General features: G+C 37.0%; 26 protein-coding genes and 2 pseudogenes. 9 read left to right on the plus strand and 19 right to left on the minus strand.

What is annotated here, in order from left to right; all coding sequences use genetic code 11:
* Window positions 1-104 precede the first annotated feature (104 nt).
* The 3 genes and pseudogenes from MKY77_RS18370 to MKY77_RS18380 form a co-directional block, all read right to left on the minus strand.
* Entirely contained in the window at window positions 105-1,139 is a 1,035-nt protein-coding gene (locus MKY77_RS18370) for a hypothetical protein (protein WP_240948551.1), read from the minus strand.
* On the minus strand, window positions 1,120-1,674 hold the full coding sequence (locus MKY77_RS18375) for a sigma-70 family RNA polymerase sigma factor (protein WP_168865121.1): 555 nt from the start codon (window positions 1,672-1,674) through the stop codon (window positions 1,120-1,122). The genes MKY77_RS18370 and MKY77_RS18375 overlap by 20 nt, the downstream gene beginning before the upstream one ends.
* 235 nt (window positions 1,675-1,909) lie before the next feature.
* Window positions 1,910-2,391, minus strand: a pseudogene (locus tag MKY77_RS18380) (DinB family protein).
* Between the two features lie 264 nt (window positions 2,392-2,655).
* Between MKY77_RS18380 and MKY77_RS18385 the strand changes: the two are divergent.
* Window positions 2,656-2,918, plus strand: a pseudogene (locus MKY77_RS18385) (hypothetical protein); the annotation flags it as partial.
* Between the two features lie 160 nt (window positions 2,919-3,078).
* Here MKY77_RS18385 and MKY77_RS18390 read toward each other — a convergent pair.
* From MKY77_RS18390 to MKY77_RS18415, 6 genes are all read right to left on the minus strand, one after another.
* The gene (locus MKY77_RS18390; RefSeq protein ID WP_205825355.1) at window positions 3,079-3,597 is read right to left on the minus strand and encodes a DUF2269 domain-containing protein; all 519 of its coding nucleotides are present in this window, start codon (window positions 3,595-3,597) and stop codon (window positions 3,079-3,081) included.
* Window positions 3,597-3,794 (minus strand): hypothetical protein, encoded by a 198-nt coding sequence (locus MKY77_RS18395; protein WP_168865123.1) that lies wholly within the window; start codon window positions 3,792-3,794, stop codon window positions 3,597-3,599. Before MKY77_RS18395 ends, MKY77_RS18390 begins: the two co-directional genes overlap by 1 nt.
* A 298-nt stretch (window positions 3,795-4,092) precedes the next feature.
* Window positions 4,093-4,854, minus strand: a complete 762-nt coding sequence (locus MKY77_RS18400; protein WP_205825350.1) for an HNH endonuclease signature motif containing protein — start codon at window positions 4,852-4,854, stop codon at window positions 4,093-4,095.
* Between the two features lie 419 nt (window positions 4,855-5,273).
* Window positions 5,274-6,224, minus strand: a complete 951-nt coding sequence (locus MKY77_RS18405) for a zinc ABC transporter substrate-binding protein (protein ID WP_168865124.1) — start codon at window positions 6,222-6,224, stop codon at window positions 5,274-5,276.
* Window positions 6,225-6,307: 83 nt separating this feature from the next.
* Window positions 6,308-7,042 (minus strand): sulfite exporter TauE/SafE family protein, encoded by a 735-nt coding sequence (locus MKY77_RS18410; protein ID WP_168865125.1) that lies wholly within the window; start codon window positions 7,040-7,042, stop codon window positions 6,308-6,310.
* A 78-nt stretch (window positions 7,043-7,120) separates the two neighbouring features.
* Window positions 7,121-8,020 carry a cupredoxin domain-containing protein gene (locus MKY77_RS18415; protein WP_168865126.1) on the minus strand — a complete coding sequence of 300 codons (900 nt, stop codon included), beginning with the start codon at window positions 8,018-8,020 and terminating at the stop codon, window positions 7,121-7,123.
* Window positions 8,021-8,192: 172 nt separating this feature from the next.
* On the opposite strand from MKY77_RS18415, the gene MKY77_RS18420 reads away from it, so the two are divergent.
* From MKY77_RS18420 to MKY77_RS18445, 6 genes are all read left to right on the plus strand, one after another.
* Window positions 8,193-8,522: a four-helix bundle copper-binding protein gene (locus tag MKY77_RS18420; RefSeq protein WP_223493678.1), complete on the plus strand. Its 330-nt coding sequence runs from the start codon at window positions 8,193-8,195 to the stop codon at window positions 8,520-8,522.
* A 184-nt stretch (window positions 8,523-8,706) separates the two neighbouring features.
* Entirely contained in the window at window positions 8,707-10,062 is a 1,356-nt protein-coding gene (locus MKY77_RS18425; RefSeq protein ID WP_223490606.1) for a HAMP domain-containing sensor histidine kinase, read from the plus strand.
* Complete coding sequence (locus tag MKY77_RS18430) at window positions 10,063-10,758, plus strand: response regulator transcription factor (RefSeq protein WP_168865128.1); 696 nt, start codon at window positions 10,063-10,065, stop codon at window positions 10,756-10,758. It begins immediately after the preceding gene.
* Between the two features lie 21 nt (window positions 10,759-10,779).
* Window positions 10,780-11,712 (plus strand): F510_1955 family glycosylhydrolase, encoded by a 933-nt coding sequence (locus MKY77_RS18435; RefSeq protein ID WP_168865129.1) that lies wholly within the window; start codon window positions 10,780-10,782, stop codon window positions 11,710-11,712.
* Window positions 11,705-12,355, plus strand: coding sequence for a hypothetical protein (locus MKY77_RS18440; protein WP_168865130.1), 651 nt, complete (start codon window positions 11,705-11,707; stop codon window positions 12,353-12,355). Before MKY77_RS18435 ends, MKY77_RS18440 begins: the two co-directional genes overlap by 8 nt.
* A gap of 122 nt (window positions 12,356-12,477) precedes the next feature.
* On the plus strand, window positions 12,478-14,043 hold the full coding sequence (locus MKY77_RS18445; protein ID WP_168865131.1) for a multicopper oxidase family protein: 1,566 nt from the start codon (window positions 12,478-12,480) through the stop codon (window positions 14,041-14,043).
* 102 nt (window positions 14,044-14,145) lie between these two features.
* Here MKY77_RS18445 and MKY77_RS18450 read toward each other — a convergent pair whose 3' ends face one another.
* Window positions 14,146-14,862, minus strand: a complete 717-nt coding sequence (locus tag MKY77_RS18450; RefSeq protein WP_223493679.1) for a YwmB family TATA-box binding protein — start codon at window positions 14,860-14,862, stop codon at window positions 14,146-14,148.
* Window positions 14,863-15,022: 160 nt separating this feature from the next.
* On the opposite strand from MKY77_RS18450, the gene lgt reads away from it, so the two are divergent.
* Window positions 15,023-15,841: a prolipoprotein diacylglyceryl transferase gene (lgt, locus tag MKY77_RS18455; protein ID WP_168865133.1), complete on the plus strand. Its 819-nt coding sequence runs from the start codon at window positions 15,023-15,025 to the stop codon at window positions 15,839-15,841.
* 54 nt (window positions 15,842-15,895) lie between these two features.
* On the opposite strand, the gene MKY77_RS18460 is transcribed toward lgt, so the two are convergent.
* The 7 genes from MKY77_RS18460 to MKY77_RS18490 all read right to left on the minus strand — a co-directional run bounded on the left by MKY77_RS18460 (window position 15,896) and on the right by MKY77_RS18490 (window position 22,941).
* Entirely contained in the window at window positions 15,896-16,480 is a 585-nt protein-coding gene (locus tag MKY77_RS18460) for a YdhK family protein (RefSeq protein ID WP_168865134.1), read from the minus strand.
* A gap of 137 nt (window positions 16,481-16,617) precedes the next feature.
* Window positions 16,618-17,925, minus strand: coding sequence for a M23 family metallopeptidase (locus MKY77_RS18465; RefSeq protein ID WP_168865135.1), 1,308 nt, complete (start codon window positions 17,923-17,925; stop codon window positions 16,618-16,620).
* 344 nt (window positions 17,926-18,269) lie between these two features.
* On the minus strand, window positions 18,270-19,427 hold the full coding sequence (locus tag MKY77_RS18470; protein WP_223490608.1) for a stage II sporulation protein P: 1,158 nt from the start codon (window positions 19,425-19,427) through the stop codon (window positions 18,270-18,272).
* A gap of 173 nt (window positions 19,428-19,600) precedes the next feature.
* On the minus strand, window positions 19,601-19,993 hold the full coding sequence (locus tag MKY77_RS18475) for a hypothetical protein (protein WP_342515393.1): 393 nt from the start codon (window positions 19,991-19,993) through the stop codon (window positions 19,601-19,603).
* 23 nt (window positions 19,994-20,016) lie between these two features.
* Window positions 20,017-21,450 (minus strand): MATE family efflux transporter, encoded by a 1,434-nt coding sequence (locus MKY77_RS18480; RefSeq protein WP_168865137.1) that lies wholly within the window; start codon window positions 21,448-21,450, stop codon window positions 20,017-20,019.
* A 72-nt stretch (window positions 21,451-21,522) separates the two neighbouring features.
* Window positions 21,523-22,401: a hypothetical protein gene (locus MKY77_RS18485; protein WP_223490613.1), complete on the minus strand. Its 879-nt coding sequence runs from the start codon at window positions 22,399-22,401 to the stop codon at window positions 21,523-21,525.
* Window positions 22,402-22,557: 156 nt separating this feature from the next.
* Complete coding sequence (locus MKY77_RS18490; RefSeq protein ID WP_168865138.1) at window positions 22,558-22,941, minus strand: hypothetical protein; 384 nt, start codon at window positions 22,939-22,941, stop codon at window positions 22,558-22,560.
* A 204-nt stretch (window positions 22,942-23,145) separates the two neighbouring features.
* On the opposite strand from MKY77_RS18490, the gene MKY77_RS18495 reads away from it, so the two are divergent.
* Complete coding sequence (locus MKY77_RS18495) at window positions 23,146-23,829, plus strand: multicopper oxidase domain-containing protein (protein ID WP_223490615.1); 684 nt, start codon at window positions 23,146-23,148, stop codon at window positions 23,827-23,829.
* On the opposite strand, the gene MKY77_RS18500 is transcribed toward MKY77_RS18495, so the two are convergent.
* Window positions 23,740-24,492, minus strand: coding sequence for a C39 family peptidase (locus tag MKY77_RS18500; protein WP_223490616.1), 753 nt, complete (start codon window positions 24,490-24,492; stop codon window positions 23,740-23,742). The genes MKY77_RS18495 and MKY77_RS18500 overlap by 90 nt on opposite strands.
* A gap of 229 nt (window positions 24,493-24,721) precedes the next feature.
* Entirely contained in the window at window positions 24,722-25,096 is a 375-nt protein-coding gene (locus tag MKY77_RS18505; protein WP_342515394.1) for a hypothetical protein, read from the minus strand.
* Window positions 25,097-25,505: the final 409 nt, after the last annotated feature.

Below are 25,505 nucleotides of genomic sequence, written 5' to 3' on the forward strand. Positions count from 1 at the left end.
TGTTACAGGATCGCACCCGTTTGCTGAAGATTGAAATGTAAGGTATAAGTCTGTTTTGCACAGACTATAAAGAAAAGCCCACTTTTGTTAAAGAAGAATACGTATTATTCATTTATTTCGTAAACTAATATATCGAATAATTTTCCATCAGTATAAAGCAATATTGCCCATTCTCCTGACTTTGGAATGTTCACGCTTGAAGGTGCGTGTGCATTTGCTCCATTATTCCCTCCTCCAAGACCTATAGTCCAACCTGTTGTTATGATTTGATGGACAGTTCCTGTATATCTGTGAAAACCAACGACCGTTAGTTCGGTTTCTCGGGGGTTTTCAACACCCCATAGGTGCCACATCCACTTTTGATTGATGTTTATGCTTGGCATATCAGCACCAATAACACCTGATTTATTTTCATTTCCAATAATATTGTCATTGAACGTCACAGCTTTTTTATCCCAATCAACTTTTTCAAAATTACTTACTTCAACAAAGTTTGGTATTTCTTCAGGTAAAATAATAGAGCCGTCTTTTGCTTTTTCATCTACACTGACAGCTACATCACCGTAGGCTTTGCCATCCAAGTACACCTGATACTTCCATATGCCTCCATAGGGTACTTGAAATGTAACCGTGAAACGCTGTAAACTTGAGTACCCAGATGAAGGTTCAATTATTTTTTGAGGAGATAAAACTTGGACTCTTTCACCAGTTTCCTTATTCAACGCAGAAATGGAAAGTTCTTTTCCTTTATAAGTTTTAAAAGGCTCTGCGAAGTTAAAGATATATCCATAAGGCTTTCCTGCTTCCAATTCAGGATCAGGGAATATGCTAAATAGTATATTCTGATTCTCCTTATATTCATGTCGTATTTCCCACATATCAGGAGCACCTGGACCGCCATTTATCTTTTCATTATTTTGCCTGATTAAAAACTCTGTTGAAACGAAGAAGGCTAATAAACAGATGGCAAAAGTGGAAATGAGGAATACGGCTAATTTATTGGGACTGTTTGGCTTCCCTTTTCCATCTGTAAGGATTGCTTTTCTAATATTATTTTTTTTAAATTCCGTAAAGTGAATACCTTTGTGCGTCGTTGAATCCATCGCTTTCCGCAACTGTTTAAGCTTGTTCTCCATCATATCCCCACCTCTCCATCATTTTTTTCAGCCTTACCCTGGCTCTGCTCAATCTCGTTTTTATCGTATTTGGGTTCACACCTAATATTCCTTTAATTTCTTCAATTGAACATTCCTCATAATAATAAAGAATAATAATTTCCCGATACTTAACAGGCAAAGATAATACACTCAAGGAAAGGAATTCTTCCTCGTTGCGCTTCAATAGATTCTTTTCTGGTGACAATTCCTTTGATGAAAAAAGAGTAAATAGGCTTGAATTAATGACCACTTTTCTAAATGCAGAACTCTTCAAAACATCCTTTGATTTGTTAATAGTCAATCGAAAAATCCACGATTTAAATGAGATAATTTCATCTATTTTTTCATATTTCTTGTAGCACGCTATGAATACATCCTGAACAATATCTTCAGCTAACCTCCAGTCCTTCACATAGTTATAAGCTAACTTTGTGAGCCGTTCTCCGTACTCATCCATAATAAACTCCAACCATGCATCTCTGTCTTCTAAAGAACCTTGATCCCTAATCTTTTTCACACGCTTCTCACCCCATTTGCCGTATAATGCTAAGACGATTTAGTTAGAAATAGGTTTCATTTCTTTCAAAACTCAATTTCAGTTCAATATCTTCACTTTTTTTTGACAAAAAAAACACTTATCCTTTTTCCGGATAAGCGCCCTTTAATGGAATAACTAAAATCTGACCTTATTCATAAAATCACTTAATTCTTATTAAACTAACACCAGTTAATACCAAATGATCTATTTTACATTAATTATTCAAATGAGATGAAAGACCCCGTCCAATAAGGTTTGCAGACACAGGCTTTTTCCCTACTTCCCTTGCCCAAATTGATAATTGTCCTATATGGTGAATTTCATGAGCAATGAAATGGCGTATAACCTCACCCCAGGTATCCGTTACAATTCTTCCATCTTGTAAGGTATCGTAAAATAATTGATTTTCCTACTATCATCCCAGATGTTCACAAAGTTCTCCACTTCCGTTCGAAATTCAGCGTCCAATTTTCGTACCTGATTCAAGCTCTTATAATCATTGAAACTCTCCTCAAAGTCTGTTTTACCTTGTAAAAGGCGTATCCAACTCCATTCTACATAAACTATATGGAAGAGTGTATGTAGTATACTACCTACACCGCCAGTTCGGTTGCGTAAAAGATCTTCTTCACTTAACTCCTCACACCACCGATACCATTCTTCTCTGACCATCCAGTTATATTGAAATGTTTGCAATGAAACCCCTCCATACTTCAAGAATATGACAACTGATAAAACACTTCACTTCTGAGAATAAAACAAAGCAAACTCCAGTATTACTATTTCAACTAAATAGTATAGATTCCTTCTTAAACATGCCCTCAGTTTCGGTGGAATTTTCACAATCTTGATACTTACAAAATCTTATAGCCATGCGTTCATCAACCATCTGGCCCATATAAAACGATCGCTGTCCATTTTTTAGATGAACAAGACTATGTGTATATTATGGGGGGAACTGTAGATGCGTATCAACTTTGCGAGCTATTCTACACTGAAGAGTTGAAGCCTCATAGAAAAAGAGGAAATCAGTTATTAAAACTGAGAAGCCTCATAGAAAAAGAGGAAATCAGTTATTAAAACTGAGAAACCTCACCAGACAGCAGGAAGCAATTGTAAGTGTTTCATCTCAAACAAAATTACAATCACAAATTCTATTGGATCAGGTATTTCCTGAGTATCGAGGTGTTTTTGGAAATCTATATTCTAAAGTCTCTTTAATGTATTCCACTATCCTGTAGATAAGGAGCAGAATAGTTGAATAAATTAAACAAGAACAACCACATCTATGACTGTTCCTGTTGTTTTGGTTTTGGATTCTTTGTTGTTTTAAATGAATTTCTAACCTTATAAACATGATAATTGTAATTGAGTTTTCTTTACCTACTTATCCATTCTTACTATGTTCTGCTTTCGCCAACCATAGTGAGTCATTCCACGAGGTTTGTATACCGATAACCCTGTGACCACAAGTAATACCAATAATCCACCAACAGCGTGTATAACAAGGGACAGTCTTAACTCACGGAGGTCGGTGCTGAATAATATCGTCTCTGCTGCTACATTTGCAATATAACTAATTGGCTCCAGTTGTAAGTACAAGACGATAGTTGCAACCAGCGTTAACAATAATTTTATTAAAACCCAATAATGACGGAACAATCCCCACTTTGTGCCTAACGATTGAATGAGACCGCTTAACAAAGAGAATATACTCAACGGAACAATGACAAGCAACGTAATTAATTCCAGCGATAGGTAAGATGCTCTAACCACCTGTTCATTCTCACTATTCAAACCGACAATAGAAAGAACAAGAAAACAAGCAATAGCTCCAATCCAGCCAAGAGTAGAAACGATATGTATCAAAAGTGCAAACTTTCGGATGCGTGGTGTCATCATCACGATTCGATAATACCTTGTTTTATTATCGAAACATCGTTGCCAACTCCATTAAGTGAAAAGTGGCGATTGGGTCCATGTTCTCCACCGATACCTGTAACTTTCATAATTACAAATAATAAAACTAAAACAATAACAATTATCCCAAAGACTTTTACCCACCGTGGGGTACTTGGTGGTCCTTCTTGTTTAGTCATGAAATCCTCCCAATTTTATGCTTTTAAATATATTTAATTATAACAAAGTTTATAAGCCCTCTTACAGTATGAGGCTGGTAGCATTAGAACATTTTTTCACAAGCACTTTAGAAATATAGTGTTGTGTTGCACAGTATTACGTCTACTCCGCATATAATGAGTTGTTATAGTGATAGGTAAGCTTTTGACGTTATCTCCAGCTTTTCCCCCACTTCACACCGTACAGGCGAGTTTCCCAGCATACGGCGTTCCAACTAATCCAATTCATTCAAGATTTTTATGATTATGCAAAGGAGAATCAGATTGCTTCGTTCAGACATTGCTTTCGCAATTTATTGACTTCTATGAGTTGCTTTTCATTTAACTTAAGTGAGTTTAAAAGCACTTGTATTTTCTCTAAATCTCTCAAATGTATAAGGAGATGTACAGATTTATGCAATATCATTAAGTTTCCGTATGAATCATCTTTGGTGAGATGGTACGGTGTCTTATGGTGGCAATGCCATTCATCGAGTCCTAATTCAACCCCTGTAACAGCACATTTCCCATATTGTGCAATAAATCTACTAATTCGGTTATCGTTGTATTCGATGGAACGGCTCGGTATGAACTGTTTCATCACACGAGTAAGCGTTTGTTTATTGATTGCTCGCAAGTTTTTATGAATTTTGTCCCTACCTACGGTAGTGTAGTTACAAATAGTTTGAGAGAAGTTCAGATTTACCTTGCAACGTTGGGCATGAATTGGGATAAGTACCATTTCTTTTATTTTGAAGAGCTTACACTCATATCCCTTGTACCGTTTCTGTAAGGATTTTGGAAAGTCCTGAAACGTAGCTTCTTTTCTCAATTCTTTTAAACGATTAAACAATGCTTTATGAAGACGATAGTTCAGCTCGGTTAAATCATCAGTGATGTGTGAAGCTGCTGAATAATAATTTTGGATTCCCATTATAACTGTATTAAAGCGCCAAACATTCTCAACCGATTGGTGTTTCTGAATCTCTTTGATTGTTTGTCTTACTTTTATCTGTGCATTTTTGAGCGCATTCTTTGTCATGTGTGAGCGAGCGACATAGAGGGTTCAGTAATCGTTTTAAACAACACTGTATAGACAAAGAATATTCCGATGTAACGGTGGGTCATTATTTCAAACAGTCAGCCAGGTTTATGGACTACCTTTCTTCTCAGAAAGTTATGGATTGTAAAGGTATTAATCTACAATACTCCTAAATTTTCAGCAGCTTATTATTTGAATCCTACTAGTAGATTTTTTTCGTGATTACCATAAAATTCTGAATATTTAATGAAAAACTAGCAATTGTAGATTCATTCGACAGTAAATATCTACATTTTGCTAGTTTTAATTATTAAATGCATTCTCTCTCTAATTGTTATTTATATATGCTTTGATCGAAATATTTTCATAATAACATTATTTCGGGTTTAAATATGAATTTTAAATTTGTGTACTTCTATTCAATCCAAACCTTCACCTAACACCTTAATATTATTTTTCATTATTGAAAGATAATCCTCTTTTGCTTCACGTCTGTCTTCAGAAAGTGACTCTAAATTGTGCAAGAAAAGCGGACTTGTTCCAGTTTCATTTTGGACAGTTTTGGCAACTTTATTGTTCAAATTTTCCTCGAAGAATAAATGCGTAAGTCCTTCTTCTCCCATTAAGTTAATGATTTCAATCAACTGTTGTTGTGAAGGTTCATCACTTGGTGATATTCCACTGATGCCTATTTGCTCAAGACCATATCTTTCTTCCCAATATCCGTAAGCAGAATGGGATACAATAAATTTCTTTTTTTCGGCACTTTTTATCATTTCATTGAATTCTGCATCCAGCTTTTCTAAATCCCTTTTCAAAGAAATAAAGTTTGCCTCAAAAATCTCTTTTTCTTCTGGATATAATTCTACTAGTGATTTTTTGATATTGTCAGCTACTTCTATTGAACGTATAGGGTCTAGCCAAAAATGAGGGTCCACTTCACTCTTTTCATTTTCATGTTTTTTTTCATCATCGCTATGTTGATCTTTTGCTGAGCTTTTTAATAGCGTAATATTTTCAGTTGCATTTACAATCATTACCTGCTCATCCTCTAAAGATTCAATAATAGACATGGCAAAACCTTCTAAACCTGTACCTGAATAAATAAAGGCATCTCCTTTTGCCACTTTCACCATCTCACTAGGCGATAAATCAATGGAGTGTGCATCGGAGCCAGGAGGTACTATATTCTCAATGGAAACCAAACTGCCACCAATCCTTTTTGTAAAATACTCTAATGGATAAATTGTTGTAAATATTGTAAGTTGTTTGTATTCCTTATCTTCATTTATTGATTGATCTGCAATACACCCACTAATTAAACTGATAATGATAAAAGATATCATCAAAAATTTTATTCTCTTATACATGACATTACTCCTCTAAATGATGTATTTCCATAAGTAATCATTACGATTTATAAATTATTTCTACTTAACCATAAACTTAATATTTATATGGTCCAATAAGTTAAAGTATCCCATATCCCTAAAACAACTAAAAATGCACCGGCAACTTTTTGTATTATACTTCCCACACGTTTTCCTTTCTTCATTACCATGCCACCAGCTTCGAAAAACCATATTAGAAACATTAATATAAGTATTGGCACCGTAGTTCCTATCGCGAATACGGAAGGAAGAACCATACCATATGATTCCGTTAATGCAACCGGCATAAGGCTTAAAAAGAATAGGACGAACATGGTCGGACAAAATCCTAAGGAAAAACTGAAGCCTAACAAAAAAGATCCCCATTTTTTTGATTTAATATTTTCACCAGCAATATTGAGTATAGGGAGGTGCCAATTCATTTTTAGATATCCTAATAAAAATAGTCCTACCGCAATCAACAGCGGTCCAGTCAATTTCCGTATCCAGGGAAAATAAAGGGTCAGTGAAGACTGAATTTCTCGACCAAATAACCAAATTAAAAGCCCAAGAGATGTAAAGGCTACAATTTTACCTAAAGTGAATAATATGACATCCCCCCAAGCCACTTGTTTATCAAGCGACTTTTTTCCAAAAAGGGTTATTGCCCCAATATTCCCAGTCAATTGGCAAGGAACCATCGATCCCACAATACCTAACAAAAAGGCATATAAAAGTGTAACCTCTTTAAATGAAATCGCAACATTCGAAAGTGGGACTGTAATGGAGTTTGTAATCCCATTCATAATTTCGTACATTAAACCACACCATTTCATACTGTTTTTATCTTAATTGTAAGATAAAAATGTGCAGATATTATGAAGAAACACACTTATTCATTTATTTGTAACTATTACCTTTCCTACCATCCCAGCTTTCTTATGACCTGGAACCGTGCAATAAAATTCATATTCCCCTATCTCAAGAGGGGTGAAACGAATCTCATTTTTACTATTTGCAAGAGCGTGCAGATGCAAAGGTCCCTTTAAATTATGATGACTACTTTCCATTGTTTTTACTGATAAGCCTTTTATCTCTATATCATGTTCCACTCCATCCATGTTGTTTAATTGAAGAATGATTTCCTCTCCTACTTTTGCCACAAAAGATGCAGGTGTGTAAGCATTGTTTACCGCCTGAACAGAAACTACCTTTGGATCTTTTGTGCCAGTAGCACGATGCTGATGTCCATGATCTGCTGATGGTTTTACTGCACCATGACTTAATTGAAAACCAAGAATCAGGTATGCACTAATTCCTACCATTGAGAAAAGTGGCTTTAAATACCACGATTTATTAAACTTATTTTGATCTTGGTTAGATTGACAAAACACAAAAAACAATAATAACGAACAAACACTTATCGTTAACAATAGGATTATCAAGAAGAATACATCCTTAGTTGAAATCATTTCTCCCAGCATAGCACCCATCATACCACCCATTAAACCTGACATGGCTCCTTCAATAGACGTAAGTAATCCGAGTCCTACACCCGCGAGTATACCAGCAACCATACCTAAAAATAGTGCAATTATTGTGGAGCTGAATAAGTCCCCTTGGTACATTACGCCAAATGTCAATCCAACTATCAAACTTATGGTCATTGCATAAGTCATGGATAAAATCATTCCCGCCATGGAAGGCAATCGTTTCTTCAATATTCTTGAAAGTACTAGGATTATACCTATTTCCATAATCAATGTTAATAAAATATACCAATAAAATACATGCATCGCGTACCCCTCCCCTCTAACATATCTATGCAAATGATGGTGGGACATGTATGCTGTAGTTTTACAATACTGTGCAGATAATAAGGATTTTTATTTTTAAGTATTAGGAAGTTAGCTGGAGGGGTACACCATTAATGTTTAATAAATCTTGAAAGGAGTTTTTCCATTGTTAATTAAAAATGAATATCAAGAATGTTTGGACGCCTGCTTGGCCTGTATGGAAGCCTGTAATTTTTGTTTTAATGCTTGTTTAAACGAGAATGATGTAAAAATGATGGCTGCCTGTATCCGACTAGATCGCTTATGTGCAGATACTTGTAGTCTTGCAGCGACAGCTATTCAATCAGATAGCCCATTCAAGGAAGAAATCTGCAGATTATGTGCCGAAATCTGTGCTGCCTGTGGAGAAGAATGTAGTAAACACACACACGAACATTGCCAAATTTGTGCGGACGCATGTTTTCGATGTGCAGAAGCTTGCAGAAGAATGATTACTGCATAATGTACTTTTTAAGACACGCCACTTATTGGCGTGTTTTTAATTTTGTTTTTTCCACTCACTACCCCTATAATACATACATCCAATTCAGTTAATAATGACAATTTTTTTGTTGCTTTCTGTCAATCTGCAAGCTTTCTCGATAATTTCCGGATATTCTAAAACTATTACAAAGTAGGTGATGTACTTGAAGTTCTCAACCAAGCTAGGGCTTTGGTTCTTCTTTTGTATTTTAATTATTGAAACTGGTTCCATGCTTTTCCTTCATCAAAATGTCGTTCAATCCCTCGTTGATAATGAATTGAAGTCATTATCGGCAAGAGGAGATAGCCATCGAGATGTTCTGGAAGAATCTTTTATCGACAATACACTTCAACATATCGTATTAATGGAATCGAAAACCGATACGGAAGTGGTGATAACAGACCAAAGTGGAAATGTTATCGAATCTTCCATTGCCATCAATGACGAAATCACCTCCATTATTTTGCCAAGTACGCATGAAGATATGATCATTGAAGCAGATTGGGAGTCACAATCCTATATAGCCACTGCATCCCCATTCAGTTCGAATAGTGGGGTTAGGGGAACTGTCTTTATGCTAAAAAGCACTAACCAAATGAAAAGCTTGATTACCAACTTAAACCACCATTTCGGGATTGCTGTTATCATTATTTTATTTTTCCTGGTAATTACGAACCTCATCTTAGTGAAGCTTTTAACCAAACCCTTAGTATCCATGAAAGAAGCAACAAAGCGAATCAATGAAGGAGACTTCACGGTAACCCTTCCTGTGAAATCCAAAGATGAAATTGGAGAGTTGGCGAAATCCATTAAAACATTGGCAAGTAACCTAAACTACTTGCAACAGGAGCGAAAAGAATTTTTGGCAAGTATATCCCATGAGCTACGGACTCCACTCACCTATATCATCGGTTATGCTGATATTGGTCAAAAGCATAATTTAACGGATACTCAAAGGAATGAATATCTGAAGATTATTCATGAAGAATCGATTCGAGTATCAAACCTACTTGAGGATTTGTTCGAATTAGCCAATATGGATCAGAATTCTTTTTCGATTGCAAAGGAAGAAATCCAACTAGGGAAATTCTTGCAGACTATTTTTGAGAAGACTTATCCCGTATTCTCCAATTCCGGCATTGGTCTAAAGTTTAACTGCAAACAGAACTGCTTCGTGAATATAGATCCTTTGCGATTTGAACAAGTAGTACAGAATATATTGGACAATGCACTGAAGTATTCAGACAGAGGGACCACAACCATCGAATTAAGCAAAAAGGATAATATCTGCATACTCTCCATCTCTGACGAAGGTAAAGGAATTCCTGATGATCAAATCCCATATATATTTGATCGCTTATTCCGAGTGGAAAAATCCCGATCTCGCCTTACAGGTGGAGTTGGTCTTGGGTTATCCATCGTAAAGGAAATTGTAGATGCCCATGATGGGGAGCTGAAGGTGAACAGTGAAATTGGTGTAGGTACAACTGTATCGATTCTATTAAAGGAGGCAAAATAGATGAAACAAATACTACTGATAGATGACGAACAAAGAATGCTAGACCTTTTATCCCTCTATTTAACCCCGCACGGGTTTACCTGCATCAAAAAGACTACTGCTTTGGAGGGGATTCTGTTTCTGAGTGATCATGAAGTGGACCTCATTATTCTTGATGTCATGATGCCAACCATGGACGGTTGGGAAGCATTAGCTGCAATCCGAGACTTTAGTAAAACACCTATAATCATGCTCACAGCTAGAAATGATGACACCGATATGATAAAGGGCTTAAAGAACGGTGCAGACGATTACATTTCCAAGCCATTTAATGAAGATGTGCTTGTAGCAAGGATTGGAGCTGTGCTCCGTCGATCGGCCACAGAAGGGCCAACGGAAAAGCCATTACACTTCAAAGGTTTATCACTTGACTCTCTTTCTTACAAATTATCATATAATGGACAGCCTATTTCCATTACACCAAAAGAATTTGCCTTACTGGAGCTATTTTTAAAGTATCCGGATAAGGTCTTTTCACGGGACCATTTACTTTCTACACTTTGGGAATTGAAAGCAGAGACGGAAAACCGCACCATTGACTCCCATATTCGGAATCTTAGAGAAAAACTGCGACAAGTTGGTTTTAATGTGGACAGGCATTTAAAAACCATTTGGGGAGTTGGGTATAGGTGGAATGATAAATTTGAATCGAATTAGTAAATCCATGGAGGTTTAGAGATGAACAAGATAAAGAATTTTATTATGATAACAGTTATAAGTATGCTAGTTGTTGGATGTTCAACTAAAGAGCAAAATAAAAATAATGACTACTTTATAGAGGCAAAGGAAGAAACCATAAATCATATCCACGGGATTGGTTACTTGGGTGATGAGAAAGACTTAATTCTAGCAACCCATCATGGCCTTTTACGCTTTTCTGAAGGAAAATGGTACAAGACTAGTAAAAATAATCATGATTATATGGGATTCCAAGCAACAGATGAGCAATTTTTTTCCAGCGGCCACCCTGAGCTAGATTCCGACTTAAAAAATCCCTTAGGGCTTATTAAAAGTAGTGATCAAGGTGCTACCTTAGAAAGAATTGCTTTTTATGGGGAAATTGACTTCCACTATCTTGCGGCCGGATATAAGAGTCAAACATTGTACGTTTTTAATGAGCACGAAAATTCCCTGAAACAAGGTCTTCATTATTCGGTAGATCAAGGGGAAACATGGGAAGCTAGTTCCATGAAAGGAATATCTGCCAATGCCATCGGAAATATAGCTGCACACCCTACTTCTTCAGAGGATGTTGCTATCTCCACCAATAAAGGATTATTTATTTCTTCTAACTTTGGTAATGAATTCAAGTTGCTAACCAGCTCAAATTCTGTGACAACAGTGGAATATCAGGAGGACAGTCTGATTTACTTTATCCTAGAAAATAATGAAACCAAATTAGTAAAGTACAATTTTAAAAATGAAATAACTGACGAGTTGTCCCTACCTGAAGGGATTTCCAGTAAAAATCCCATTATGTTCATTGCCACTAATCCAGAGAATAGGTCAGAAATAACAGCCATCTCCTTGAATAATGACATTTATCAGTCCAACAATACTGGAGAAAGCTGGAATACATTAGTTGAAAAAGGTAACGTCTCTAATGAATAGAAGCCGTAAGCATATTGTTATCGGAGTCTGTTCCTTTTTGCTAAGTTATCTGATCGTACAAACCAGAAATGAATGGGCTCCCCTGCATGCTTGGAACCGTGCATTCGCAGATGTATCCTTATTCATGCTTGGACTTGTCATGGTTATAGGGCCAATCGTACGTATCCTCCCAGTCTTGAAGGGGCTGGTTGCATGGCGAAGATCGTTAGGGGTATGGTCTGGAATTCTTGCGCTTATTCATACGATTATCATTCTAGATGGATGGGTTGAATGGGATTTTACACGATTGTTTTTCATTTTCACTCCATTTGGTCAAGAATGGGTATTGCATCCTGGTTTCGCACTCGCTAATGCAATCGGAATAATTGCGGTGCTATACTACCTTATACTAATGATTACATCGAACAATCTGAGTATTAAAGTATTAGGTAATTCAGCCTGGAATTATTTACAGAGTAAAACAAGCACTCTTTATCTTTTGGTTTTGTTGCATACTCTTTATTTTTTGTATTTTCACAAACCGGAAAATCCTAACTGGATGAAAGGTCCTTTTATAGCCATTATTGTTTTGATTTTCTTATTTCAAATAGCAGGATTTGCATGGACCATTCGAAATAGAATCAAAAAAAAAGTAAACAAATAAAACTTGTTTACTTTTTTTATTGGACTGTCACAAATTGTTACTTTTTCTAATAATGGAATTCCATAATTTCTGCAATCATTTTTGATAACATTCTCCTTGAAACTACTTAAGGAGGAATAATCATGAAACTAAAGCTGATAGCTTTACTATCTTTTACGGTAATATTTTTGGCGGCATGTTCGGATATGAGTAACATGGATCATGGTGAAATGAATATGAGTGATTCTTCAACTGAACAAGAGAAAGAAAAACTCCCTGAAACAAAAACTACCTCAACTGAAGTATTCTCTGAGAATGAAATAACATTGGTTGCAAAAGAGGCAGCTCATCAATTAAACAATAGTACAGTGGTAAACGCCTGGACCTTTAATGGTTCTGTTCCTGGTTCTCAAATACGTGTTCAGGAGGGCGAAGATATAACAATTCATCTAAAAAACGAACTTAAAGATCCTGTTTCCATTCATTGGCATGGCCTTCCTATCCCAAATGCAATGGATGGAATTCCCGGTGTGACCCAAAACGCTGTTCAGCCTGGCGAGACCTTTACCTATAACTTTACTGCCACAGTTACCGGGACATACATGTACCATACACATCAAGACGGTGTCAATCAACTTGATAAGGGCCTATACGGTTCTTTCATTGTAGAACCTGCTAATAAGACATATGACAGAGATTACTCATTAATGTTGGACGAGTGGATGAGTGACCCTAAAGGCTCTTCCATGAGTGATATGGAAGACATGGACCATGGAAAAATGAATGATAAAGAAAAAGAAAATCAGGACAGTTCAATGTCCATGGAGGGCATGGGCCATAACATGGACGGCTACGACATCTTCACCATTAACGGAAAAAGCGAAGATTTGATTGAGCCGTTAAAAGTGAAAGAAGGGGAAAAAGTTCGAATACGGCTTGCGAACATAGGGTTCATGTCACATAAAATACACCTTCATGGGCATCAATTTAAAGTAGTAGCAATTGATGGTCAGGAACTGAACGCTCCACAAGAACTAGAAAATCAATTATTGTCTATTGCACCTGGTGAGAGGTACGATATTGAATTCATTGCTGACAATCCAGGTGTTTGGTACCTTGAATGCCATGGGGAAATGACAGGAACAGAAGGAATGAAAACAAAAATACAATACGAAGGATATACGGAATCCAAAGATAAGCCAAATCCAAAAGAAAAACTACCTGAGTTTAACTTTAATGACTATGGTGAAGCAAAAAGTGGATTTTTTGAGATGAACCAACAGTACGATCTGGAGTACACGATGAATTTAGATACCGAGATGGAAAAGAAGGAGATGGTGTATACCATCAACGGAAAAACTTTTCCTGAAACAGAGAATATCATAGTAAAAGAAGGAGACAATGTCAAAGTGAAATTGGTCAACAATTCAGCCACAGATGACCATCCTATGCACCTTCATGGCCAATTTTTCCAAGTACTAAGCAAAAACGGAAAACCAATAGAAGGATCTCCAGTCATTAAAGACACCATCAATGTAAAACCCGGTGAAGAATATGAAATCGCATTTAAAGCAGATAATCCAGGAAACTGGCTCTTCCATTGCCATGATTTGCACCATGCCGCAGCTGGAATGGTGACTCAAGTAAAATATGAGGGTTTTAAACCTGATTTCAATCCAGATCCAGAAGCGAATAATAAACCAGAGTAAAATTACCACAACTCATAAGGATACCAAAGCCTCTTTCACCACGAAAGAGGCTTTGGTTATGCCTGTCTGGCGGAAAACTAGATGTAAAAATATATTTTTCTCCTAGTATTCTTCTGTAATGATAGGAATTCCGATTGTAATTTGTAAGTTTGAATTGGACGGTTCCCTTCTTAAAGCCACTTGAAGATTAAATCGCTTATTGTTGGTGGAAGGTAAACTGAAAGCCCAATCCTTGTTAAAGGCTGACACCGAAACAAGGTTTTTTTCTTCAAGCCCTTCCACTTTATCAGCAGATAGGTTTTCCAAAAGTAAATTTGCTTTTACATTTAAATCCGAGTTGATATCAACATCTAATAAACTTCCCTTCACTGTAAAGTATATACTGTTCTTCAATTCAATATCATTAACGAAGCTTCTATAATCCTTTTCTGACCATCCTCCTCTTGTATAACTGTAAGTCTGTACTACTTGATATGAATGATCCTCCTTATAAGCCGTAACCGTTATTCTTTCCCTTTCGATGTCACTCTTCATATTAGTTCCTACAATTAAATAATGATGATCCTGTTCCATGTCGGTGGACCATTCGAATTTTGTGTAATCTTTCTTTAACTTCGCTTCTATTTCCTTGATTACATCCAAATTATTTACATTAAGTTCCTCACGGGAATAAATCGTCCACTCATGTATTATTACTCCCTGATTTTTAAGTATGTTAATAGTAGATAATAACTTATCCTTTTCATCCATGGATTCCCTATATTGACTATCTATTACCATGAAACCAGCTATAAAAATAAGAATAATGTATAAAAGCATTTTCACGATTCCATTTCACCTCCCGATTATAACCCTGCTTATAAATAAATTTAAGCAGATAAATATTCGTTGAATTTCTGTTACAAATAATGCACAAATTCTGGACAAGTTTTCGCTAAACTTAATTGATTAAATCTTGATAGAATAGGAGCTTCCAGATATGAATTCTTTACAGGCTATAGATAGAGTAGCATTCGAAATTGGACCATTTACAATCTATTGGTACGGAATAATTATTGGGATTGGAGTACTTCTAGGTTGGTACCTTGCAACCCAAGAGGCAAAGAAATTAGGGTTGAGTAAGGAAATATTTTCAGATCTACTAATTTGGGCAATTCCTATCGCAATTGTCAGTGCAAGATTATATTATGTCGCATTCAATTTGGATTATTATTTAGATAATCCAGGAGATATCTTTGCGATATGGCAAGGTGGTATCGCCATACATGGTGCTCTGCTTGGAGGTGTCATAGTTGCTTATATATACACCCGAAAAAAGCGTGTTTCCTTTTGGCAATTAGCAGATATAGCAGCCCCTAGCATCATTTTAGGTCAAGCAATTGGAAGGTGGGGGAACTTTATTAACCAAGAAGCACACGGTACTGAAGTTTCACGATCCTTTTTGGAGGGGTTATATCTCCCTAATGTCATCACGAATCAAATGTTTATTGCGGGAGCCTACTACCATCCCACATTTTTGTATGAATCACTTTGGAATTTAGCTGGATTTGGTGTTTTGTTATTTTTGAGAAGACTCCCCATCAAAAGAGGTGAAATTTTTCTCTCTTACTTGATTTGGTACTCATTCGGAAGATTCTTTGTTGAGGGTTTAAGGACAGATAGCCTTATGATAGGAGAGGTCCTAAGGACAGCCCAGATTCTTTCCTTATTAATCATTCTTCTTGCCATTTTTCTAATTTGGTTCAGAAGAAAAAGTGGCTATGCAAAAATTCTTTATCTTAATGATTACAGAAAATAACTTTTTCCATAAAAAATAGCTTGTAGTATAACGCTACAAGCTATTTTTATGGCTTTATTCTTCTGATGATAATTCACTTTCTGTTACCCACTTATGATTGGTTACTTCCTCTCCACTGTCTTTCAAAGTGAAGTCTACCATATAAACGGTGGTTTGTTCCGCTGAATCAATAACTGCAGTTGCACCCTCCATACCTTCCATATGTTCAGCTTCTACCTTTACTTCAGCACCAGCTTCATAAGGTTCTTCCTGTCTATCCGCTATCTCTTCGTGGATGATCCATTTATGATCTTCGACTCTTTCTCCACCATCGGTTGGGTCATAAGATATGGTATATACCGTTGTATCATATGCTCCAACAATCGTAGCTTCTGCACCTTCCATACCTGGCATGTGAGCCTCAGTAATAACCGCTGTACTTCCAACTGGGAATGCAGGACTTTCTGCTTCCTCCAGTCCTTCAGGGACTTCACCGGAACCGGACATATCCATTCCGGAATGGTCCATTCCGGAGTGTTCACCTTCTGAATTTTTCTCTTCATTTTCGTTTGAAGCTGTATCGTTTCCGTTATTCGAGCATGCAGATAATACTAGCAATCCAGCAAGAGCACCAAACAATATTAGCTTTTTCCAACTCATTTTTGTTTCCTCCTCCAAAATTAATATAATTATTATACCCAGAAAATTTGCAGAAATTATGGACTTACTCGATTTCATTCTATATTTCACAAAAAATTAAAGATCCAGTTAAGCAACCTTTAACTTCTTCCATAAACTTAGAAAGAAATGTATTTCCTCGGGTTCACCGCATTCGATTTGGCATTATTCCAATTACCTTCATGCAGCTCGAAGTGAAGGTGGTTTCCAAAAGAATAACCTGTGTTGCCCATTCCTCCTAGATACTCCCCTTTTTCCACATATTGTCCTTGACTGACAGAAAGATTATCCATATGAGCATACACGGAAGTATAAGTCTGTCCATTAACACTATGTGTAATGATTACCCAATTTCCATAAGAACTACTATAAGATGCATTTGTTACATAGCCATCAGCAACAGCTACAATTGAAGTTCCTCTTGGTGCAGCAATATCTATTCCATAATGGTAACGGGGTTGACCATTTAATACATCATATCCAAATTCAGTAGTAAATACCCCATTTGTAGGGGCAGTCCATACTCCTTCACTGACAGGAATATGAACTGGGCTATTTACCTGTTGTGGTTTAGAAGTTGCTACTTTTTGCTTTTGTTCTTCTGCAGCTTTCCTTTCTCGTTCCTTTTGCCTTGCTAATTCAACTAATCGCTCCTGCTCAGCTATAATGCTCTCTTCAATACCTTTCTCTAACTCGTACAATTCATTGCTCTTTTCTTCAAGGTCAACCTGCATTTGTTCTATTTTTTTCTGTTGAGCTGTAAGACTGTTGATAAGTTCATTTTTTTGTTCCTTTTGTGAACCTAAACTTGCAATAAACTTATCTAGTTCTTTCTTTTGAGTTTCCAAATTTACTAATTCTTCCCGTACTTCTTTTTCTTTTTGTGTTAATGAATCCTGTTCTTTCTTTTGTTCGTCAATTATATCGCGGTCTGCCTGTACGAGTGTACTTACTGCTGTTAATCGATTTATGAGGTCAGCAAAGTTCTCAGAATTCAAAATAACTTCTAGATAGTTATTATATCCTCCGTTTGTTTGAAAGGCACGAGCCCGATCTTCTAATAACGCTGCCCTCTTTTCCAGCTTTTCTTTCAGTACCTCTATGTCTTTTGTCAACTTTAAAATATTTTCATTCGTTTCTTTAATATTTCCATTTACGGATTTTATTTCTTTATCCGTATTGGATATTTCCATGTCTAACTTTTTAATTTGGGCTGTCAAGTCATTTTGTTGAGCTATAATACTATCAATTTTTTTATTATTGTTCTCGATACTTCTATCAATTGACTGACGTTCTTGCTGAACATCCTGTTTTTTCTGCTTTAAACTATCAATCTCTTCAGCTGAAGTGGAGTGAGGAAAAAAAGCATTACTAACTGACAATAATGCAACTACAAAATATCCAAGAAACCTTTTATTTTTATTCATTTGAAAACTCCTGTTATAATTATTTCCTCTTCCTATGTATGGATAGCAAATTAATGAGGATTCGAATGCATTTTGTGTCGAAAAACAGAATCTATTATCGAACTTCCTTATCTTAACACTGTCTAGTGCTTAGTAGATAACCGTTGTCTTACAAATTCTTCTCATGCTAGTAACATTTTCTAGCATTTTTTGTGCAGAAAAAAACAGTCTCTTAGCGCAGGCTAAAAAACTGTTGTCTCTATCATAAATTTCCTATATATATTTTCTCAGTTTAAACTAGTATATATTAGAATACATTATCAGCAAACATATACTATACTCAATTCTTGGTATACCTTCGTATGTTAAAAATCACCAACATCTTTATCTTCCCAAACCAGTTCACTAAAATACTTAGCAAATACTTCCACAGAATTATCTAACTCCACCATAGTATTATCTACTCCCCCTACTTCTAGTAGAATAGATCTATCGGATAAATCTTGGTTATAAATCCCGTCACCTTCGGATTTATTCTTTATAACTACACCTCTACTTAAACCCGGAAAGTGTTCTTCTATAGCATAGTGGAGATTACTTGCGAAATCCAGATTCTCCTTGAAATTTTTATTCTCTTCTCCAACAATAAACAATAGTTTAGCGTAATCTTTACCATTTATTTTAATATGAGTTTTATCTTTTCTTACAGAATCTCTGTGAATATCAATCAAATATTTCAGTTCATTATTGGAACTTAATACTTCTTCAACCACCTCTCTTGAGTACTGATATGAGTTATAATAATTCCAGCCCCGTGAAAGTAATTGTTCAGTTACATTAGTAGTGTTATGTTTGGCGACTATTCCATGACTTAATAACTTCCCTTTTAGCATATTTCCTACAGCTATAACGTTAACTTTAGAATTATTACTTGTTGCCTCATCAGGTGTTTTGGCACCCTTTAACAAAGGTAAAAATGATTCCCAACTATGCGATTGATAAATGTAAACTAATTCCTTTTCATTCGTTTTTTCTGGTGCAGGAGGTGGAGATATTTCTTCTTCTATTTCTTCTAATTGTTCATGTGCAATTTCCCTCTCCTTCAATAATACTTCCATGGGAGGAGAGGATTCATGTGGAAGAGTAGTATAGTTCGTCCCTTCTCCTGCAATATGTATCCTGTAGTCAAATGCATAAAAGCCTGGAATTTCATTTCCTAACAAACTCCTGACATCATTAGGTTTAATATTAGTGGCTAATTGAAATATCATACTTTGAATCGGTATTTTATCTACCTCTACTCCTTTTCCAATCATATAATGATTTTGGCTTTGAAGTGCACTTAAAAAAATATTTGTATTATTTATCTTGTATAACCAAGTGCCAATAATTTCTGAAGAAAGCTTATTTGTAAAAGCAGTACTTATTACAGTTACCAATAAAAGCGATATGATGATAGACAAAAAAGTACTATTTAAATAGAAGACCAAAATATTATTAGATGAACGTTTAGTAGAATTCATTTTAGCTCCCTCCTCATTCTAGTATTTATCCTATGAATGAAGCAGTTAAAATAGAAGGAGATAATGTATGCTTAGGAAAATAGTTACTATATACTGAAAAGGATGATACGATTAAAGTATCTTTACCTTTAATCGTATCATCCTGATATTTATTCATGACAAGTTGAGAACTATTAATAATTATTAACTGACTTAGAAAGTTGAGCATTACGGGTTCTCGGATCGCAATCTGCAACTTTATCTTTTGTGCTAGATACCCAGCGGTCTTTGTTAAAACGAGTCCATAGAACAATTGCTCTAAAGACTATATCAATTCCAATAGCTATCCAAACGCCTGCCAAGCCCATTTCTAGCACTATCGCAAGAAGGTAGACTGTCCCAGTTCTTATAAGCCACATGCCTATGATGGTCAGATACATAGGATACTTTGTGTTGTTTGCACCTTGATATGCACCTGTTAATATTTCCTGCAATTTGGTGAACAGCAAAAGTATTAGTTCCAAGTGCAAAAACACTTGCAAAAGCTGCCCCGACAATTCCATATGCAGGAATGAACCAGAATCCAACTATTAAGAAGACTGTATGCTTGTTAATAGTTATTTGCGCAAGCTGACATGGTTTCTTTTGTTGTTTGAGGGTGACAGTGCGATTCTGGTTCTGGTGCCTTTTCGAGTGCCATCCATTTTCCCCGTTTAAATTGTATTGCCAATACTATTGCACGAAATGCTATATCTGCTCCTATCGCTATCCAAACTCCCGCGAGTCCCCAGCCCAGCTTGATTCCAAGAAGATAGACAAGTACGGTTCGTACCGCCCACATCCCGAATCCAGTAAGGTACATCGGGAATTTCGTGTTGTTTGCCCCCTGGAATGCTCCTGTAAGCACCATTAATACAGCGAGGAATGGCTGGAACATACCCGAAATCTTTAGTGCGGTACCTATATCATCAATAACTTGCTGTTCGTCGGTAAAAAATCTGCCAGCCCAGTCACCGAGGAAGAAGAGCAAGGCACCGAGCAGGGTCATCGCTCCTACTGTGAGATAGGTGGATAGTTTGGCATAATGCCTGGCTTCTTCAAGATTGCCCGCACCGATTTGCTGGCCAACCAAAATTGTGGCTGCTGTAGCAAATCCATATGCAATCATATAGGAAAATACTTCGACATTGCCGGCAATCTGGTGGGCGGCAAATGCATTGGTACCAAGGGCAACAACGAAACCGAAATAAACAATTTGGCCGGCACGCATGACCAGTCTCTCGCCTGCAGCCGGTGCTCCAAGGGTAGTCAGTTCCATCAGATGTGTCCTGTCAATACGCCAGTAATCTCTTCTGAAGGTAAGAGTTGCTGTTCTATTGACATAGTAAAATAATGCAATGCTGCCGATTAATCTAGAAATGACGGTTGCGATCCCTGCTCCAACGATGCCCATTTCAGGTATGAACAAAAATCCGAATATGAGGACATAATCCAGAACGGCATTCACAATATTGATGACAATACTGACCTTCATTGGGGATTTTGTATCGCCTGCTCCTCTAAGAATAGCGCTTAATACAAACATGAAACTCATCACAATCGACGGGATTCCAACAATCCTAAAATATAGAGCCCCTGCCTCTAAAACTTCCGCTTCTATCCCCATCAGTTTTAGCAGCGGTTCAGCGAAAATCCAGGTAATAATTCCTGTTAAGATGCCAAATATGGCAGCAAGAACGATTGATTGCTGTGAAATATGCCTTGCTTTTTCCGGAAGGTTAGCACCAAGGAAGTTTGCAATCCTTACATTGGCTGCTACCCCAATTGCCATAAATAACGCAAAATATATCGCAAGAACTGCATTGGTGACCCCTACCGCCGAAACTTCTGCCAGACCGATTTTTGATACAAAGTATGTATCGACAAAGCCGAGGACCGTCTGGAAAAAATTTTCGATGACTGCTGGAATAGCCAGTATCGTAATGATTTTCAGTCGTCCTTTGTTCGTTTGCGGCCTGTCAATTTTCCCTTCAATCTCCTTCACGTTTGTACCTCCTTTCTAGAAAATTGAACAATAGCACACAATCCTGTGTGCCATTGCTGAAACTGATGCCTATTACTTGACTTCAATCACAAAAGGCACCGTATAAAGTTTTTGTTTGTACTTGAACTGCCCCCAAATTTTATACAATCCACCTTGGGGAAAGCTGGTCATATACTCGACATTTGGTCCTTTTTCGTTTTCATCTACTGGGTGAACATGGAGAAATTCATTCATATCCTCACTGACAATCACGACATGTCCTGCAGAACCAAGATAGGGTTCAAGTTCAGTAATTGGGTTTCCTTCCTTATCATTTAGGGTGAAAATCAAACTTATATGCTCATCTACTTGCGCTTCTGGGAGAATCAGCTCGATTGTCAGGTCGTCTATCTCCTTTTTCAAAAGCTTATCAGGAACCACCTCTTCCATTGTTTCCGAACCGTTTACGACAAGCTCATGAGACGCAAGCTGCTGATTTGCCCCCTCCGGCAGGAAATCTGCATATAATTTATATTCCCCTGCCTTTGGGAAGGTTGTCTTTACCTGAAATTTGCCTTTCCCACGATAATGCGGATGAAGATGCTGAAAAACAGACAAATCCTTTTTGATTGCCAGTAGGTGCATTTCTTTTTCATGCACAGCTAAAAAAGCCTCGATAACCTCCCCGGAGAAATCTTTGATGTTAATAAGAATTTCTGTTTCTTGACCAACTTTGACCGTAAGAGGGTTCGAGGTCCAATCAACCTGTATTTTTGATGACGTTGCCCCACCTTTAGGTTTGTTCTCGTGATGGTCGGTGTGGTCTTGATAGGAATCCACCATGCTATGTCCTTGATGATGTTCATAACTGACATGTGGTGCTCGACTAGTCTGGCTACTATCTCTTGTCATTCTTGCGGTCTGCCTGTTGTCATGATTGTTTACAGTACTATGATCATTTTTAGGATTCATCTCCCGACCTCCAATCAAAATCTATTCTTCCATCATATAACTGAAATGATTCATGACTTTCTTTTGTTCATCTGGCGTACCCATAGGCGTTACATCTGCTTCAATCTCTTTCAGGAATTCAGTAACCATATTTAGCAGTTGCCCTTGCTGAAGTGCCTATTCAATATGAGTCTGTTTGACCTGATGGTCCTTCATTTTAAGAGCTGAGAAGAAGTTCTCCTTCGCCATTGCCTCTGTTGAAACCTTAATCTCTAATGCGATATGCTTGTCCATCAGCTGTGACCCTCTAGATGTAGTTTCGAGCTGACCCTCCGGAAGCTCATCGAAATCCGGAAGCTTCTCAAAATCACTTTTGTCAGGATCGAGCATATCCATCATGATACGCACATGGCTTCTTAAAATCCCTACCTTAGTATTTAGCAATTCAAGTAATTTTTCTTCTTTTACTTCTCTTGCCATAAGCTTTACTTTCAATATCATGCCGTCATGGTTAGGTAGGTGAGTTGCTAGTAACCCTAAGTCAGATGCAGGTAATAGCATATTTTTATTCCTCCCTAATTTCTTTGGCTTTACTAGTTTCTACCCCAGGTTTCTTGAACTAAACTCCATAGAAAATGCATATTTGACTACAGTGAGCAGTATTGTTTGTAATTATAAACCGGCGCTTATAAAATACACAGCGAGGAATTGTGTATTTAAAAATAATGTCATGTAAAAGCTAGATAAGAATTAAAGGAGGTAAAAATGGTGAAAAAAATTGTTATGCCCGCACTTATCTTATTGATTCTGCTCATTGTGGGCGGCTGGTTTTTTATGAGGGTTTTTGGCGGCATGAACGGCAACATGCCTGGACAAGGGGGAGGAATGATGGATGATGGTATGATAGGTAACGATAACGGAGAGGTTGAAGATATGAAGAATGACTCATTCGCTGATGGAGGAACCTCTCTTCCCATTCCCCCCATCCTAAAAGATGAGAATCCGGACCCAGGAAAAGCAGAGTTCACTCTTGTTGCCCAAAAAGGAACCATGGAGTTTATAGAAGGCAAACCAACAGATACGTTTGGATATAATGGCGATTACCTAGGACCCGTGATTCGTGTAAAAACTGGAGATGATGTTTCGATCAAGGTGAAAAATGAGATTGATGAAGCAACCACTGTCCATTGGCATGGACTAGAAGTTGACGGCGACCAGGATGAAGGCCCTCATTCCGGTATCCAGCCTGGAACCACGTGGAATCCGCAATTCAAAATTGAACAAAATGCTGCTACATTATGGTATCATCCCCATCTGCTCCATGAAACTGGCGAACATGTATATAAAGGACTTGCTGGTCTATTTATAATTGATGATGAAGATAGTGAGAACCTGGACTATGACCTGCTTGCCCATTTGCTCCCAGTTCTTCTTAAAACTTCTGTATGATTCTTTCCTGTTTTTTATACCAGTGATAGGATCGTTAAAATATATATGGTCATCGTTGTATCCAGTAATTAGCACGGAATGTTCTTTGTAAGTGATTGATTCAGGTCCTAATGGCGTTATCCATTCCTCAAAATAAGATGCCGGCAGCTTTTTATAGGTTGTATTAATGATCACCCATATGGGAAGGTCCAAGGATAAATAGGTTTTAATTTCGGAAAAGTCAGCTCCCGTTATATCCTTTACTTTACCAGGTAAGTATTTTTCTGCCAGCTCAGCTATTGGTCTATGATAAACACCAAATCCGGGTTTCTTATAGGTATACATATCCCCAATATAGCCATCGTTTGGATGTCCCCAGTTAGGTACACCCTCTCTTTTCTCGAGCAACACCGGATTCTTCTTAATGCCTGAAGCTAATTCCATTTTATCCACATCAATATCATTGTATTGAAGTAACATTGCAAGACTAGTTACTTCACATTCTCGTGGAAGTTTGGGAAATTGTTTAACCACTGGTGCGTAAAGAAGCACTTTATCCTTTATTCTTATAATCAAATTTACCTTTATTGAGCCTTCATTTTCATTGCTTGGCCTACAACATTCCCCCCACACTTCATTTTCTTTGTTTATAATAAAAGTGACGGCCAATTGTCTTAGCTTCAAAAAATCGACCCCTTTCATTTTCGCTTCAAAATCCTACCTGTATACTGACTTAACTTATAATTCCAGATGTGGCCTTACGATTCCTACCTTATTCCAGAATCTGGCCCTAAAATAAAAAGTGAGCGCCAATTCTTCTTCAAGAATGGCGCCCGATTGCGGAAGAATTGAATTCAACATAACTTGTATTATGACCTTCAATTAAAGCTCCCAAATAGTTGAATAGTCCTCACTATCCTTCAAGAAGTTCCCTATAATAAAGTTCTTCTCCTTGAAACTCAACAAGTAACATTCCACTACCTTCTTCATCTATTGAATAAACTTTTGTCCCTTTTGGTAATTTAGTTGCACTAAGATTATTAAACAACAAGCTACTGGTAGTCTGTTTTTGAATTTTACCAACGTAGTTATCTTTAGAAAAAGATATATTCTCCCTATCATTTTCGAACCAACCCAAATTTGTCACATTGCTAAAAATTTTGCCGTCATACTCAATAATGTCTGCATCTTTGTTTTGTTTCAATACATCTCTGGCAGTCACTCTTCCCCCGTCAGCTACACCGCAACTAGTAAACATATATATTGCTAAAGTAGTTATAAATAACACTGCAATTAACGATTTATTTATTATATTCCCCTCCCATCTTCCGACGTATCTTCTTTAAGTAACCTCCCATAACTTGAACAAAGGGCGATTGCCATTCCCGCAAATGCTCCCAACTGTTGAAGATATACAATTAAGGAGTAACCTACTCATTTTTAGCTGGCATTTGTCAGCCACCTTCTATACAAGTGAGACTTGAACTTCCAACAGTTGCATTTAATTCTTGCAGTAATGAAGGTAAACGGTTGCTTTGTAAGAGGTATATTATTTTTTATAAATATCTCTTCTGTTTCTACCCAAGCATCTGCAATTGCTTCAGGGGACATATTCGACTGTATTACCATTTCAACACCTACTTTTTACTTGACTATATCATTTCCTAGTGAATTAACCTGCACAGTTAGCCGAAGAT

This window comes from Sutcliffiella sp. FSL R7-0096, assembly GCF_038595065.1.
Classification (GTDB): domain Bacteria; phylum Bacillota; class Bacilli; order Bacillales; family Bacillaceae_I; genus Sutcliffiella_A.

Coding starts and splice junctions, on each gene's coding strand:
- MKY77_RS18415 (WP_168865126.1), bottom strand. CDS start 8,020: ATGCATGTATTTTATTGGTATATTTTATTAACATTGATTATGGAAATA.
- MKY77_RS18405 (WP_168865124.1), bottom strand. CDS start 6,224: ATGTATAAGAGAATAAAATTTTTGATGATATCTTTTATCATTATCAGT.
- MKY77_RS18440 (WP_168865130.1), top strand. CDS start 11,705: ATGAATAGAAGCCGTAAGCATATTGTTATCGGAGTCTGTTCCTTTTTG.
- MKY77_RS18390 (WP_205825355.1), bottom strand. CDS start 3,597: ATGATGACACCACGCATCCGAAAGTTTGCACTTTTGATACATATCGTT.
- MKY77_RS18495 (WP_223490615.1), top strand. CDS start 23,146: ATGGTGAAAAAAATTGTTATGCCCGCACTTATCTTATTGATTCTGCTC.
- MKY77_RS18435 (WP_168865129.1), top strand. CDS start 10,780: ATGAACAAGATAAAGAATTTTATTATGATAACAGTTATAAGTATGCTA.
- MKY77_RS18395 (WP_168865123.1), bottom strand. CDS start 3,794: ATGACTAAACAAGAAGGACCACCAAGTACCCCACGGTGGGTAAAAGTC.
- MKY77_RS18485 (WP_223490613.1), bottom strand. CDS start 22,401: ATGAATCCTAAAAATGATCATAGTACTGTAAACAATCATGACAACAGG.
- MKY77_RS18445 (WP_168865131.1), top strand. CDS start 12,478: ATGAAACTAAAGCTGATAGCTTTACTATCTTTTACGGTAATATTTTTG.
- MKY77_RS18410 (WP_168865125.1), bottom strand. CDS start 7,042: ATGTACGAAATTATGAATGGGATTACAAACTCCATTACAGTCCCACTT.
- MKY77_RS18400 (WP_205825350.1), bottom strand. CDS start 4,854: ATGACAAAGAATGCGCTCAAAAATGCACAGATAAAAGTAAGACAAACA.
- MKY77_RS18450 (WP_223493679.1), bottom strand. CDS start 14,862: ATGCTTTTATACATTATTCTTATTTTTATAGCTGGTTTCATGGTAATA.
- lgt (WP_168865133.1), top strand. CDS start 15,023: ATGAATTCTTTACAGGCTATAGATAGAGTAGCATTCGAAATTGGACCA.
- MKY77_RS18370 (WP_240948551.1), bottom strand. CDS start 1,139: ATGATGGAGAACAAGCTTAAACAGTTGCGGAAAGCGATGGATTCAACG.
- MKY77_RS18470 (WP_223490608.1), bottom strand. CDS start 19,427: ATGAATTCTACTAAACGTTCATCTAATAATATTTTGGTCTTCTATTTA.
- MKY77_RS18430 (WP_168865128.1), top strand. CDS start 10,063: ATGAAACAAATACTACTGATAGATGACGAACAAAGAATGCTAGACCTT.
- MKY77_RS18490 (WP_168865138.1), bottom strand. CDS start 22,941: ATGCTATTACCTGCATCTGACTTAGGGTTACTAGCAACTCACCTACCT.
- MKY77_RS18465 (WP_168865135.1), bottom strand. CDS start 17,925: ATGAATAAAAATAAAAGGTTTCTTGGATATTTTGTAGTTGCATTATTG.
- MKY77_RS18460 (WP_168865134.1), bottom strand. CDS start 16,480: ATGAGTTGGAAAAAGCTAATATTGTTTGGTGCTCTTGCTGGATTGCTA.